Source organism: Nesterenkonia sp. Act20 (genome assembly GCF_019173455.1).
Lineage (GTDB): Bacteria > Actinomycetota > Actinomycetes > Actinomycetales > Micrococcaceae > Nesterenkonia.
Window position 1 is genome coordinate 1,676,393 of sequence record NZ_JADPQH010000001.1, and the last position, 14,505, is coordinate 1,690,897.

Consider the following 14,505-nt stretch of genomic DNA (forward strand, 5'->3'; position numbering starts at 1 on the left):
CCGGGCTCAGTGCGCTGCCGCAGGGATATGGTCACGGCTGAGCCTGCGACGGAAGACCCAGTAGGTCCAGGCCTGGTACCCGATGACCAGCGGGGTCGTGATCAGCGCAACCCAGAGCATGACCCCGAGCGTGTACTCCGAGGAGCTCGCGTTGACGATGGTCAGCGTCCCGGCCGGCGTCGTCGTCGAGGGCATGACATTGGGGAAGAGCGAGACGAACAGTGTCGCCACGGCGGCCGCGATCGTCAGTGCCATGGCTGTGAAGGCGAATCCCTCGCGGCCGCGCAGGCTGAACAGCCCGGCCGCGATGAGTGAGCCTGCGGCGAGCCCGGCGAGCGCGATGATCCAGATCAGATGCGGCACCTGGATGTGCATCAGCACCGTCCAGAAGAGGAAGGTCGCGGCGACCGCAATGGTGGGCAGCATGAAACGCAGGATCATGGCACGTGCCCGGGCGCGGATCTCGCCCTCGGTCTTCAGCGCGATGAAGATCATCCCATGCACCAGGCAGAGCAGCACCAGGGTGAGCCCGCCGAGCAGGCCATAGGGGTTGAGCAGGCCGAACAGCGAGATGGACACCTGGTGATCAGCGTCCATGGGGACTCCGCGCACGATGTTTGCGAAGGCCACCCCCCAGAGGAAGGCCGGCAGGAAGGAGCCGATGATGATCATCAGGTCGAACCGGGCGGCCCACTGGGGCTCTCTGCGCTGGTGCCGGTATTCGAAGCTCACGCCGCGCAGGATCAGCGCGAGCAGGATCAGCAGCAGCGGAAGGTAGAAGCCTGAGAAGAGGCTGGCGTACCACTCGGGGAAAGCGGCGAAGAGCACAGCGCCGGCGACGATGACCCAGGTCTCGTTGAGATCCCAGACGGGGCCGATGGTGTTGATCATGACGCGGCGGTCGGTGTCATCGCGGCCGAGCAGCGGCAGCGCCATGCCCACGCCGAAGTCGAACCCGTCGAGCACGAAGTAGCCTATGAAGAAGAAGGCCACCAGCGCGAACCAGATCTGTTCGATATCCATCAGTGGATGTCCCTTCTGAACGCGTGGCGCGGTGTGTGGCTTGGCACGCGAGACTCAGTAGACGATGGCAAGTGAGTCGGGCTCGGCATGGTCGTCCTCTCCCTGCGAGATCTCGGGGGGACCCTCCTGGGCCGCCTTGCGGATGAGCTTGAACTCGACCACCGCGAGAGTCCCGTAGATCGCGGTGAAGGCTGCCAGGGACAGCGCCACCTGCCAGCCTGCGACGTTCGGGGAGACCGCGGCCTCGGTCTTCATCAGGCCGAAGACGATCCATGGCTGCCGACCCATCTCGGTGAAGACCCAGCCCACCAGCGAAGCCATCATGGGCAGCGGAGCCGTCCAGATGAGCACCCGCCAGAGCCGGTCCTGGACCAGCGCCGAGCGCTGCGGAGCCTTGGCGCGGGTCATCCACAGCATCACCAGGGACACCAGCGCGGAGAAGACTCCCAGGCCGATCATCCACCGGAAGGCCCAGTAGGTGATCCAGATGATGGGTGAATAGTCCCCCGGCCCGAACTGCGTGACGTACTGTGCCTGCAGGTCGTTGATGCCCTCCACCTCACCGTTCATGGTGTGCGTGGACAGCAGCGAGAGCAGGTGTGGGATCCGGATCGAGAAGAGTTCGCTGGCACCGTCGGGGGTGCCCAGCGTGAAGATCGAGAAGCTGGCCGCGTTGGTCGTCTCATAGAGGCCTTCTGCGGCGGCCATCTTCATCGGCTGGGCGTCCACCATCGCCAGGGAGAGCTGGTCTCCAGAGAGCCCGACGCCCATGAAGGCCAGCACGTTGGTCCAGAGTCCGGCCTTCAGCGCAGTGCGCATGGTCTCGAGATGCTGGTTCCGGCGCAGGTGCCAGGCGGCGACGGCGATCATCACCGTGGCGGCGAACATGATCGCGGCCAGGATGGTGTGCGGGAAGGCCGCGAGCACCACGGGGTTGCTCAGCACCTCCCACAGGCTGGTCAGCTCCGCCCGGCCACGCTCGGTGTTCATGGTGTACCCGACGGGGTTCTGCATGAACGCATTGGCGGCGAGGATGAAATACGCCGACATGGCGCTGGCGAAGAACACCATCCAGATGCTCATCAGGTGCGCGAGCCGGGGAAGCTTGTCCCAGCCGAAGATCCACAGGCCGATGAAGGTCGCCTCGAGGAAGAAGGCTGCAAGCCCCTCGATCGCCAGCGGCGCCCCGAAGACGTCTCCCACGAAGCGGGAGTACTCCGACCAGTTCATGCCGAACTGGAACTCCTGGACGATCCCGGTGACCACTCCCATGGCGAAGTTGATCAGGAAGATCTTGCCGAAGAGCCGGGTGAGCCGGAGGTATTTCACGTCATGAGTGCGGTACCACGCGGTCTGCATGATCGCCGCCATCAGCGCCATGCCGATGGTGAGCGGGACGAAGATGAAGTGATAGAGCGTGGTCAGGCCGAACTGCCACCGGGCCAGGGCCAGCGGGTCGAAGAACTCTTCCATGCACACTCACCTCAACAGCACGGGCGGGCATCCGCTGATGGGCGCCAGACCTGCGTCCGAGGGAGGTCCAGATTTCCTCAGGTGAGCTGGTCGTCCACGGAGGCTGTCGCGCTAGGTGCGACGTCCGCTGTGCCTGAATTCTACGTCGTGTAGAAGAGTTCTTCTACACGACGTAGAAAAGTGTGGCCAAGCACTCAATGCGCCGGCGCGGGAGCCGCGGGCAGCCCCGCGCCGGCCTTGCCACAGCGGGCTCAGTCCTCGCTGAGGCCTGCCGCCGGCTCCACCTTGGACAATGCCCGAGCGGGGAGCATCGCCGCAAGACCGGCGGCCAGCAGGGTCACCGCCCACAGCCCTGCGATCCGCAGCCACGGCATCTCCAGGACCACACTCCAGTCCTCGCGCGCCACCATGGACGCCACGCCGGCCCAGCCGAGGAAGGCCCCCAGGGCGGTGCCGATCAACAGCGCCACCCCGGCAAGCAGCAGAGCCTCGATCGTGATCATCTGCCCCACTGAACGCCGATTCATGCCGACGGCTCGGAGCAGGGCCGCCTCGCGGCGCCGCTCCAGGACCGAGAGCGAGAGCGTGTTGCTGACACCGATGACCGCCACCAGCACCGAGGCGCCGAGCAGCACGAGGACGATCAGCAGCACCATATCGATGCTCTGCGAGTAGCTGGCTCGCATCACCGCGCCCGTGTCGTTGAACTCCTCCGAGTGATCGTCCAGCAGCGACGCCAGACCGTAGGACTCATCCGGGCTGACACCCTCAGCGACACGGATGAGCGTGAGGCCCTGCGCATCGCTGACGGTCCACGGGGACCCTTCCTCGGCCAGCGCCTCGTCAGGCAGAGACTCCGCAGTGATCAGCACCGTCCCCCCGGGCAGCCAGGACGCGATGGAGGCCTCGACGGTGATCGCCTGCTCCTCGGCGCCGGAGGACGCCGTGCCATAGGGCGTGAGTTCCAGCTCAGCACCACTCCCGGAGTACACCTCGCCGTTGAGCTGCCCGGCGACGAGCGCCTGGCCAGCTGCCGGAGCGAGGCCCTCAACACGAGCCACCCCGGCGAAGGTCTCCTCGTCCACCAGGACCACTCGACCCTCGGTGCTTCCCAGCTCGCCCTCCACCGTGGCAGCGGCACCCTGGGCGCTGCTGAAAGATTCGACGAGATCACTCTCGGCGAGATCCGATTCCAGATCCTCACCCACGGCGGCCACCGAGGCCTCCACCGGGTACCGTTCGGCGAGCTCGTCATAGAGCACGGTCTGTGCTGTGGAGGCCCCCACCATCATGGTCCCCACCAGGGTGACGCCCACCAACAGTGCTGAGGCGGTCGCCGTCGTGCGTCCTGGCACCTGCCGAGCATTCTGACCGGCCAGACGCGCATTGACGCGCAGCCCCGGGAACCGCCCAAGCAGGCGGCCACCCTGGGCCACCAGCTCGGGCACCACCAGCCGAGCCAGCACGAGCACCCCAGAGAAGCCCAGCACGGCACCGGCGACGCCGATCAGCGGAGCAGGTGCTGGGAGCGGGCCGTCGGGATCGGCCAGCAGAGCGGCGGTCAGGACCGCACCGAAGCCTCCCAGGGTCAGGATCAGTCCGATGCTCACCCGCAGGATCGAGATCCGCGGTGCGGCGGGACTCAGCCCCACTGGGCGCAGCGCTGCCATCGGAGAGACCCGGCCGGCCTTCAGCGCCGGAAGCAGGGCGGAGAACACGGTGACGATCAGTCCCAGGCCGAGCCCCACCGCCGTGGCCAGCAACGTGGGTCCCGCCAGGGGAAGCTCGGGCGCGAACGTCGCCCGGGCGATGGCGGAGAAGCCCAGCGCCGCTGCGGTGCCGAGCATCACGCCGGCAGCGCCGCCGAGAAGTCCGAGCACGGCGCCCTCCGTCAGCGTGGCGCGTTTGAGCTGCGCCGAGGTGGCTCCGACCGCCCGCAGCAGCGCCAGCGTGCGCTGACGCGAGGCCACCAGCACCTGGAAGGTGTTGGAGATGACCAGGGCGGAGACGAACACCGAGATGCCGCCGAAGCCGATGGCGAAATAGGCGAGGGCATCGCCGCTGCCCGTCTGCTCCGCCATGCGAGTCTCGACGATCTCCTCGGTGGTCCTCACCTCGAGGGATGCGAGGTCCGCCGCCCGGGTGGACTCCAGACCTGCGGCCGCGTCGCTGATGAGCCCGCGGATCTGCTCCTGCACCTCGGTCGCGTCACCGTTGGGACTCAGCTTCACGCGGATCTCGACCGGGCTCCCGCCGGCGGGGACGCGTTCCATCCCCTCAGGGGTGAGGAATCCGCGCGGCGCGCCCTGGGTGTCCATCACGCCCACCACGGTGTAGTCCTCTTCTATCACGGTGGGCTCCGCATCCTCTGCGGCGCCCTCCTCGTAGACGAACTCCTGCGCAGTCAGCGTGGTGTCGAGTTCGATTCCCTGACCCTCGGCCGCTGCAGAGCTGATCACGACCTCATCCTCAGCCCGGGCCTCGCGTCCCGCGCTGATCTCGCCCTCCCGCGTCTCGGACTGCTCGCTCACCGGAAGTCCGATGGTGGAGGAGCCGTTCTCTTCCACCTTGCTGAGGTAGGCACCGCTGATGGCGTCGGCGACGTCCACGCCGTCGAGGTCGTCGATCTCCTCGGCCAGCGGCACGTCGTCGCGCACATAGTCTTCGGTGTCCTCATCCCAGGTCAATGCCATGGCGGTGTCGATGATCAGGTCGCTGCCGGCGGCCTCAGCCTCGATCTGCTGGGTCAGGCCGCGGTTGAAGGAGTCCACCATGAGCATCCCGGCCACGATGAACGCCACCGAGATGGCGACGGCGGCCCCTGCGGCGAACAGCTTCTTCCCGGCTGAGCGCAGATTGACCTGCAGCACGGGGTTGCGCCTCATGAGCCGGCCTCGACGAGTGCCGCGGCAAGCTGTGCGGCCGTGGGGTTCTCCAGGGTGCCTGCGACGCGGCCGTCGGCGAGCAGCACCGTGCGGTCCGCCTGGGCGGCGGCATTGGCATCGTGGGTCACCATGATGACGGTCTGGCTGAACTCGTCGACGGCGGTGCGCAGCAGTCCCAGCACCTCCGCGCCGGTGGCCTGGTCCAGGTTTCCGGTGGGCTCATCGGCGAAGATCACTGCGGGCTTCGAGACCAGAGCGCGGGCCACGGCGACGCGCTGCTGCTGTCCGCCGGAGAGTTCAAAGGGGCGGTGCCCCAAGCGATCCTCCAGTCCCAGCCGCTCGATGACCTGTGCATAGAACGCCTTGTCCACGGCGTTGCCGCCCAGATTCGTGGGCAGCAGGATGTTCTCCTCGGCGGTCATCGCCGGGACCAGATTGTAGGCCTGGAAGATGAACCCGATGGACTCGCGGCGGACGCGGGTGAGCTGCTTCTCATTGAGTCCGCTCAGCGTGGTCTCGCCGCGAGAGGAGGAGAGGATGACCTCACCGTCGTCGGCGGTGTCCAGTCCCGCCAGCACATGCAGCAGGGTGGACTTTCCGGAGCCCGAGGGCCCCATCACCGCGGTGAAGCGCGCGGCTGGGAAGTCGATGTTCAGTGAGCGCAGCGGGTGCACGGCCGCGTCTCCGGAGCCGTAGGTCTTGTTCAGGTCCCTGGCGCGCAGCGCGGGGATCAGTGCAGTCGTCATGCTGTTCACCCTACGAACCAACCAGGGTCTTCCACATCGGACTACAGGCCGGTCTGCACCTCATCCTGCAGGATGAGGTGGGCCTATCGCGCCGGGCCTCAGTCCGTCCGGCCTCAACCCTTACGCGTCGGTGGGCGCGGCTCGATCGTCCACCGCGGCCGTGGCTGCGTCGATGCGTACGATGGCGGAATCCAGCGCTTCGACGCTGGCCCAGAGCTTCGGGTGCCGGTTCTGAACCTGTTCGAGCGTGGAGCCGGAGGACTTCAGTGCCGCGAGGTCGAAACTCGCGTTGGTGCGGGCACCGGTCACAGCCGCGCGGAGCGCACCGAAGGCGACGACGACGTCGGCGATCAGGGCCGAGTTCCCGTGCTCGGCCAGCCAACAGAGGTCATCGATCGCCTCGGCGGCGTGCTCGCCGAGGATCACCGAAGAGCGGGCGGCGCCGAGCGAGGCGTCACGGATCGCCCTCCTGCGCTCCGCACCTCGCTCCATGGCGAATGCCGCGCCGAACGCCTTCGAAGCCTCGGCGTCCTCATCGGCGAGCTGCAAGGCCACCTGTCGGCGCTTCTGCGCCCGGGCGATGACAGCGTCGAGCACGTCCCGCTGTTCTTCGGTCGGCTCGGTGTACCCGCCGACCATGGAGGTCAGCGACGCGGCGATCGCGAACATCACCCCGGCGCCGGCGCCGCCCCCGGGCGAACCGACGGGTTCTGCGAGTGCGCGCGTCCACTTCTCAAGCGTGGAGTCTTGGGTCGTGATCTCTGCTGCGTCAGCCATGGACCAAGTCTGCCCTGCTCCGGCGCAGATGCACACCGCCGCGGCAGTCCCCGGGTTCTTCAGCTCGCAGGCAATCCGTCTCTCAAAGCCCTGTCCCTCAGAAGCCCTGTCCCTCAGTAGCTGCGTATCTCAGTAGACGAGCCCGGTCTCATAGGCGAAGATCACGGCCTGCACGCGATCACGCACCTCGAGCTTCGCCAGCACCTGTCCCACGTGGGTCTTGATGGTGGCCTCGGAGAGGAAGAGTCGCGCCGCGATCTCGCCGTTGGAGTCTCCGGTGGCGAGCTCGAGCAGGATCTCCTGCTCCCGGTTGGTGAGTCGATCAAGCTTCTCCTGCTGGTGGGCGTCCGGGGAACGTCGCCGCGCCTGGGCGCCGCTGCCCAGTGTGGCGTCGAGCAGCCGCCGGGTGGTGGAGGGCGCGATGACCGCACCGCCGGTGGTCACCGTGCGGATGGAGTCGAGCAGGGTCTCGGGCTTCACGTCCTTGAGCAGGAAGCCGGCGGCCCCGGCGCGCAGCGCCTGGAGCGCGTACTCATCGGTGTCGAAGGTAGTCAGCACGATCACCCGGGTGCCGCTGAGCGCCGGATCCTCGGTGATCAGACGGGTGGCCTCGAGCCCGTCCATGACCGGCATCCGGATGTCCATGAGCACGACATCGGGGCGGTGCACCCTGGCGGCGGTGAGAGCATCCTGGCCGTTGCCCGCCTGCTCGACCACGCGGAGGTCCGGCTGGGAATCGATGACCATGGCGAAGCCCGCCCGAAGCAGGGCCTGGTCGTCGGCGAGCAGGATGCGCAGCGGGGTCTGCTCGGTGCTCATCCGGCGTCCTCCTGGTGGGTTTTGGGGTGTTCGACGGGGGCGGCTCGGGTCGCCGGGGGCTCGGAAGCAGGTGCGGCTGGGGTCTCTGGCGCGTTCTCAAGTCTCACGTCCGGCCTGCTCGCGAAGGTGCGCGCCGCGTCCAGCGGGAACCGGGCCAGCACATCGAATCCTGATTCATGGGCGCGGGTCTGCAGGGTCCCGCCATAGAGCCGGGCGCGCTCCACCATCCCCAGCAGGCCGGAGCCGCCGCCGTCGCTCTGTGCGGCCGCCCCGCGGCCGGCGTCGCGGACCTCCAGCATCAGGGCCGGGTCCGGTTCACTGGCCACGGCGACCCAGACCTCGGCGCGCGCCCCCGGGCCGGCATGCTTGAGCGTGTTGGTCAGCGCCTCTTGGACGATCCGATAGGCGGCGAGTCCCACACCTTCGGGCAGCCGCGGAATGGAATCGCTGAGCATGTTCAGCCGCACCTCGAGCCCCGAGGCGCTCACATCCTCGATGAGCTGGTGCAGGTCCTGCACGCCCGGCGCCGGTCGCTTCTGCAACTCACCGTCGCCCTCGCGCAGCACCCCGAGCATCCGGCGCATCTCGGTGAGCGCCTCGCGACCGGTCTCCCCGATGGTCTCAAAGGCCTGCGCGGCGCGGTCCGGGCTCTGCTGCAAGACGTAGCGACCGCCGTCGGCCTGGGCGATCATGACTGACATGGAGTGGGAGACCACGTCGTGCATCTCGCGGGCGATGCGCATGCGTTCGGCATCGGCGGCAAGCCGGGCCTCCTGGTCACGCTCCCGCATGAGCATCTGATTGCGCTCGAAGACCGCACTGAGCTCACGACGACGGCGCCCCGCCAGATGCCCGGCAAGCCACAAGACCAGGACGACGGCGGCGGCGAAACCTCCGGTGAACGCGGCACTGCCCCAGGTGCGAAGAGGCACACCCAAGAAGGTGGTCTCAACGATGCCAGTGTCCGGATACTGGCCCGCGAAGGAGAGGTCGATCAGCACGTAATACACGCCAAGCGCAAGAGCACCCAGCAGCGCCACCACCAGGTATGACCGCGAGACGCGCGGCGTGCCGTACTTCGCGCAGGCGTAGACCATCAGCGGCACGGCGAAGCCAGAGGCGCCTGGTGCGGTGCCCGTGATCAACTGTGCGACGCACAGGGCTGCCATCGCGCCGGCGGCAGGCCCCGGATTGGTCCGCGAGAAGGCCAGCGGCAACACGGTGAGGAGCTCGAGGAGGACGCTCGCCGACCACGGGATGGTCAGCCCGATGCCCGTCGTGGACCCTCCCCCACTGACCTGGAAGAAGAGCACCAGCGCCAGCAACGGAAGGACCTTGACCAACGTGTCGATCAGCCGTTGGCGATTGCAACTCTCAGCCTCGTGGATATCCGTGAGCAGAGTCATCGCTCAGCCCGGCTGGTGCGGATGGTTCGAATGGCGCGGGTGGTCAGACTGGTCGGGCTGCTCCTTGGTCCGGGCGGCCTCTCTGCGCTGCGCCACTTCTTCGGGGGCGTACTTCTCCACAGGGCCCTTTTCGTCGCGGCCATGTTCGCGGCGGAATCGGATGGTCTCCCAGCCAAGGTAGGCAGCGGGTCCGAAGATCGGCAGCGCGAAGATCACCACGGCCCAGATGGCTCCCCTATGCGGCGGAAGCGCCTTGTCCTGGACCAGGACCATCAGCGCGGCGACCAGCAGGCCTACTGCGGCCACCGCGATCGCCCAGGCCCACACGGAGTTGCCGTCCGAGAGCAGGCGGCCGATGGCGGAGAGGACTGGAGGATTCACGGCTCCAGTCTAGAAGCCGGCGCTAGGGGTGTCCTCATACTGCAGGACCAGATCCTGAGCCTGTCCTGGTCAGTTGAGTAATCCGGTCGCGACGTTCGTACCGGATTGCTCAACTGACCAGGAGGACCTGGGGTCAGCGCTGCGGCCAGACCGAGCGTTCGCGCATGACGCCGGCAAGGGCCTCGGCGTCGTCGGTCATCAGGCCGTCCACTCCCATGTCCAGCAGCTCATGCATCTGGGCGGGGTCATCGACCACCCAGACGTGGACCTGCAGGCCCGCCCGGTGGCAACGCTGCACGAACCTTGGGGTCACCACCCGGATGCGCCCCTGCGAGATCGGGACCTGCACACAGTCGATCTCGGCGATCCGTCCGGTGAGCCGGCGCATCAATCCCAGCGGGCCCAGCAGCACGATCAGCGCCGTGGCCGCCCAGCCCCCCGAGGTGGCCACCGGGCGGGAGAGCAGTCTGCGCACGCGGTGCCGACGGGCGTCATTGAAGCTCGCGGCGAGCACCCTGTCGTGGGCCTGATGCTCCTCCACGATGCGGGTGAACTCGGGGACGGACTCCGCGTCCTTGAGGTCCACGTTGAAGTGGACGTCCTCCCAGGTGGTCAGCAGCTCTTCGAAGCGGACCAGCTCCTCGGTGAACTCTCCCTCGGCTCCGACACGGAGCTCGGAGAGCTCTCGCCAGGTCTTCTCGCTCAGCCTCCCGGTGCCAGTGGTCGCCCGATCGAGCTCCTCATCATGGAAGACCACCAGTGTGCCGTCGGCCGAGGTGCGCACATCGATCTCCAGATACCGATACCCCAGGTCGACCGCACGCCGGAAGGCGCCCATGGTGTTCTCTCGGCGCGGATCGGCTCCGCGGTGAGCGAAGGCGAGCGGGCTGTGGTGCAGCGGACCCGGCCGGGAGTTCAGCAGATATGGGATCTCGCGATAGGTGTGCCGACGGTAGGGCGTGGCCATCTACAGCTCACCGGCGAGGAGCTGTTCGATGACCTGGGCGACGCCGTCGTCGTCGCAGGAGGCCGCGGTGTAGTTCGCGGCGGACCGGGCCAGCGGATGTGCAGAGCCTACGGCCCAGGAGGTGCCTGCCCAGCGCAGCATCTCGATGTCATTGGGCATGTCCCCGAAGGCGATCACACCATCGCGGTCGATCTGATGGCTGGCGGCATACCGGGCCAGACCGGAGGCCTTGTTCACACCCTGCGCGGAGAGCTCCAGCAGACTGATCCCGGGAGCCGAGTGCGTCACGGTGAGCAGGTCTCCCACTTCCGCCTGGACCCTGCCGAGGAACTCATCCGGCGCCATGGCCTCGGTCTTGCAGAGCAGCTTCACCACTCGGTCGGTCACGTGGGCGCTGGTGACATCGCTGCCCGGGGTCTGTGCCGCGTGGGTCAGCGCCTCGCGCTCGAGGGTCTCGTCCAGGGGGCCGAGCCGAAGCTCCTCCTCGGTGACACCGGCGGCACGGCGTCGGTCCGCTTCGAAGAAGAGCGAGCCAGCGATGAACGGCTCCTCCATGTGGAGGTGCTCAAGGGTCTCTGCGGCGAAGGAGGCTTGAGGGTCGATCTCGGAGATGATGTCCTTCACGGTGAACAGCGCGGCTGCCTCCAGCGCCGTCTCATGCACCACCCGGTCAGTGGCGAGATCGTAGATGACTGCTCCGTTGGAGGCGATGACCGTGCCCGGCTCGCCGAGGGTGGCACTGATGTGCCTGAGCCAGCGCACTGGCCTGCCGGTCACCAGCACCACGCGGATCCCGGCGGTCTGAGCCGCCTGGAACGCCTCGACGGTCCTGGCGGAGACGGAGCCGGTCTGGGTATGGGTGTAGCTGAGAATGGTCCCGTCGATGTCGCTGGCGATCAGCTGCACCTCTCCGAGCGCTGCGGTGGACGCGGGAAGCGAGAGTTCGGTCATGGGGTCAGTCCCGGAGGGCGTGGTCGAGTTCATCGGCGGTCGGCGGCTGAGCCCCGAAGCGTGAGGAGTTGATGGCGGCGGCACGTGCTGCGGTGCGCAGCACGGTGCTGAGCTGGTCGGTGGTGATCTCGCGCAGCGCCGGACGACGTGCGGCGCCGAGGAGGTTCATGCCGCGCAGCGTGGAGAGCGTGGCCGCCATGAAGGAGTCGCCCGCGCCCACCGTGTCAGCGACCTCGACGGAGAAGGCTTCCTGTTCCGCAAAGCCAGCGCGAGTCAGGCCCATTGCGCCGGAGGGTCCTCGGGTGACGGTGACCAGCGAGGGGCCCATCTGCAGCCAGGCGTCCATGGTCTCGCGGTGGCTGCGCTCGGGGTAGAGCAGGTCGAGATCGTCGGTGGAGGCCTGGATGATGTCGGCGCGAGAGATGAACTCCTCCGCCTGGCGGCGCGCCTCATCCCTATTGGGCACCAGGGTGGGCCGGTAGTTCGGGTCATAGGAGACCGTGGCGACGGCGTACGCGCGGTCGATCACGTTCTTGACGGTCTCGGCGCCCGGCTGGAGCATCGCCCCGATGGAGCCTGCATGCAGGTGTTCCAGCGGGCCGGAGTCCTGATTCTGGGAGTCCTGATTCTGGGAGTGCTGGCCTTCGGTGGCAGTCCCGCTCTGGCCGCTCTGGCTGGCGAGGGTGCAGAACTTCGCCTCCAGCTCATCGGCGCTGGGCAGCGTCCAGTCCAGGGTGAACTCGTAGCTGGCCTGCCCGGTGGGATCCAGCGTGGCCCGCGCTACGGAGGTCGGAGAGGCGTCCGCCTCGAGCAGGGCGGTGATGCCCTGGGCCCGGAGACTGCGCGCGATCATGCGTCCATATTCGTCGTCACCGCGGCGACCGGCGAAGACGACCTCGTGCTCCAACCTGGCGAGCCCTACCGCCACGTTGAACGGTGAGCCCCCGACGTGCGCCTTGGGGGCAGATGTCTCGGACTGGACGACATCGACCAAGCACTCGCCGATGACCGCTAGGTATGAACTCACCCCACTAAACTACCGCACGCCCCCGTACTCAGAGCTGTTTGTAGAGCTCGTAGCCACCGATCAGGTTGCGCAGATCCGCCTGCGGGTGCCGCTCGCGCAGAAGCTCAAGAGCCTGCCGAGACCTGACGCCGATCTTGCAATAGAGCACCACCGGCTTTCCGGGAGTCTGCTCGAGTCCGGAAGAGGCGGCGTCGTCCGCTGTCACGCCGCCCAGCAGACCGCTCAGCGGCAGGTTCACCGCCCCCTCGATGGTGCCCATCTGATGCTCCCAGGGCTCCCGCACGTCGAGGATGCCACCGACCTGACCGGCGTCGATGAGCTCGCGCAGCTGCGCGGGGCTCAGTTCGTCGGCGAGCTTAGGCTCCCCGGTGTAGGGGTTGAACTCGAGGTCCTCGACCACCGGCTCCGGGTCTGGATTGAATCCGCCGAGCCCGGTGACATCGGCGCCGATAGTGGTGACGGGTTCCCGAGCAGGGTCCGGATGCAGCGTGATCTCACGGAAGCTCGAGTTCATCGCATCATAGGTGAGCACGCGGCCCAGCAGGGTGCGGCCGATCCCGGTGAGGAACTTGATGGTCTCGGTGGCCATGATCGAGCCGATGACACCGGGCAGCACGCCGAGCACGCCAGCCTGCGCGCAGGTAGGGACCTCCCCGGCGTCGGGCGCCTCAGGGTAGAGGTCGCGATAGGTCGGGCCGTGTCCCGCCCAGAAGAGACTGACCTGTCCGGCGAAGCGCAGGATGGATCCGGAGACCATCGGCTTGTCGGCGATCTCGCAGGCGTCGGCGACCACGTAGCGCGTGGCGAAGTTGTCCGAGCCGTCGACCACGATGTCCGCCTCGGCGATGAGCTCCAGCGCGTTGGCCGCGGTGATCCGCTCCCGGTGCTCGTGGATGACGATCTCGGGGTGCAGGCCGCGCATGACGGCGGCGGCTGAGGCCGTCTTGGGCTCACCGATGCTGTCCTCGGAGTGGATCACCTGCCGGTGCAGGTTGGAGCGGTCCACCACGTCATGGTCGATCACATCGATGGTGCCCACGCCGGCAGCGGCCAGGTAGGTCAGAATGGGCGCACCGAGACCGCCGGCGCCGATCACCACGACGCGAGAGTTCAGCAGCTTGGCCTGGGCCTCGATGCCGAAGCCCTCCAGCGAGAAGTGCCGCTGGAACCGTTCCATCTGGGAGGCGGAGAACTGGGAGAGATCATTCATCGGTGCGTGGGTCCTCAGGTCAGTTCGTCGATCGGGGAGATACGGCCATCCATCGCGGAGGAGGCCTGGGCGTGCTCGCGACGCGGGATCCGCCCGGCGCGGGCGGAGAGGTAACCGGCGTGGACCGCCAGGCGCATCGCAGTGGCCATCTCGGTCGGGTGCTGGGCGCGGGTCACGGCGGAGGCGACCAGCACTGCGTCGCAGCCGAGCTCCATGGCCAGCGCGGCCTCAGAGGAGCTGCCGATCCCGGCGTCCAGGACCACGGGGATCCCTGCACGGGAGGTGATGAGCTCGATGTTGTGCCGGTTCAGGATGCCCAGCCCGGTGCCGATGGGAGCGCCCAGCGGCATGACCGCGGCGGCGCCCGCCTGTTCCAGGCGCAGCGCGACAGCAGGGTCGTCGGAGGTGTAGACCATGGGGGTGAAGCCTCGGTCGGCGAGCTGCTCCGTGGCCTCCAGCGTCTCGATGACATCGGGGAGCAGGGTGTGCTCATCGGCGATGACCTCGACCTTGATCAGGTTCGTCTCCAGGGCTTCACGCGCCAGTTCGGCGGTGAGCACGGTGTCTTTGACCGTGTAGCAGCCTGCGGTGTTGGGCAGGATGTCGATGCCGAGGCGCTGCAGCATGGAGAACACCGAGGTCTTCGTCTCGGCGCTGTAGCGGCGCATCGCGACGGTGGTCAGCGTGGTGCCGGAGGCCACCAGGGCTCGCTCGAGGGCGTCGAGGTCGGTGATGCCGCCGGTGCCCATGATGAGCCGGTTCTCCAAGGTGTAGTCCCCGACCTGCAGGGGAGGAAGCATCTCTGACTTGATGCCGGGTGCTGTGCTCATAGGTCTCTCC

General features: G+C 67.6%; 13 protein-coding genes. All 13 read right to left on the bottom strand.

The genetic code is table 11. The annotated features are described in order from the left end of the window. Window positions 1-6: 6 nt before the first annotated feature. A complete protein-coding gene (gene cydB / locus IY716_RS07690; RefSeq protein WP_218220966.1) occupies window positions 7-1,023 on the bottom strand; it encodes a cytochrome d ubiquinol oxidase subunit II in 1,017 nt (338 codons plus the stop codon). 54 nt (window positions 1,024-1,077) lie between these two features. Next, complete coding sequence (locus tag IY716_RS07695) at window positions 1,078-2,496, bottom strand: cytochrome ubiquinol oxidase subunit I (RefSeq protein WP_218220967.1); 1,419 nt, start codon at window positions 2,494-2,496, stop codon at window positions 1,078-1,080. 251 nt (window positions 2,497-2,747) lie between these two features. Continuing rightward, window positions 2,748-5,381, bottom strand: coding sequence for an FtsX-like permease family protein (locus IY716_RS07700; protein ID WP_218220968.1), 2,634 nt, complete (start codon window positions 5,379-5,381; stop codon window positions 2,748-2,750). Further along, a complete protein-coding gene (locus IY716_RS07705) occupies window positions 5,378-6,127 on the bottom strand; it encodes an ABC transporter ATP-binding protein (protein WP_218220969.1) in 750 nt (249 codons plus the stop codon). The genes IY716_RS07700 and IY716_RS07705 overlap by 4 nt, the downstream gene beginning before the upstream one ends. 120 nt (window positions 6,128-6,247) lie before the next feature. Beyond that, window positions 6,248-6,904 carry a cyclodeaminase/cyclohydrolase family protein gene (locus IY716_RS07710; protein ID WP_218220970.1) on the bottom strand — a complete coding sequence of 219 codons (657 nt, stop codon included), beginning with the start codon at window positions 6,902-6,904 and terminating at the stop codon, window positions 6,248-6,250. 129 nt (window positions 6,905-7,033) lie between these two features. Continuing rightward, window positions 7,034-7,723, bottom strand: a complete 690-nt coding sequence (locus IY716_RS07715) for a response regulator transcription factor (RefSeq protein ID WP_218220971.1) — start codon at window positions 7,721-7,723, stop codon at window positions 7,034-7,036. Further along, complete coding sequence (locus tag IY716_RS07720; RefSeq protein WP_218220972.1) at window positions 7,720-9,129, bottom strand: sensor histidine kinase; 1,410 nt, start codon at window positions 9,127-9,129, stop codon at window positions 7,720-7,722. Before IY716_RS07720 ends, IY716_RS07715 begins: the two co-directional genes overlap by 4 nt. 3 nt (window positions 9,130-9,132) lie before the next feature. After that, window positions 9,133-9,510, bottom strand: a complete 378-nt coding sequence (locus IY716_RS07725) for a PLD nuclease N-terminal domain-containing protein (protein WP_218220973.1) — start codon at window positions 9,508-9,510, stop codon at window positions 9,133-9,135. A gap of 133 nt (window positions 9,511-9,643) precedes the next feature. Next, a complete protein-coding gene (locus IY716_RS07730; protein WP_218220974.1) occupies window positions 9,644-10,477 on the bottom strand; it encodes a glycerophosphodiester phosphodiesterase in 834 nt (277 codons plus the stop codon). Next, the gene (locus tag IY716_RS07735; protein WP_255316467.1) at window positions 10,478-11,428 is read right to left on the bottom strand and encodes an HAD family hydrolase; all 951 of its coding nucleotides are present in this window, start codon (window positions 11,426-11,428) and stop codon (window positions 10,478-10,480) included. A 4-nt stretch (window positions 11,429-11,432) separates the two neighbouring features. Continuing rightward, window positions 11,433-12,455 (bottom strand): carbohydrate kinase, encoded by a 1,023-nt coding sequence (locus IY716_RS07740; protein WP_218220975.1) that lies wholly within the window; start codon window positions 12,453-12,455, stop codon window positions 11,433-11,435. 28 nt (window positions 12,456-12,483) lie between these two features. Continuing rightward, window positions 12,484-13,665 carry a molybdopterin-synthase adenylyltransferase MoeB gene (gene moeB, locus IY716_RS07745; protein WP_218220976.1) on the bottom strand — a complete coding sequence of 394 codons (1,182 nt, stop codon included), beginning with the start codon at window positions 13,663-13,665 and terminating at the stop codon, window positions 12,484-12,486. A gap of 14 nt (window positions 13,666-13,679) precedes the next feature. Beyond that, window positions 13,680-14,495, bottom strand: coding sequence for a thiazole synthase (locus tag IY716_RS07750; RefSeq protein ID WP_369699631.1), 816 nt, complete (start codon window positions 14,493-14,495; stop codon window positions 13,680-13,682). Window positions 14,496-14,505: the final 10 nt, after the last annotated feature.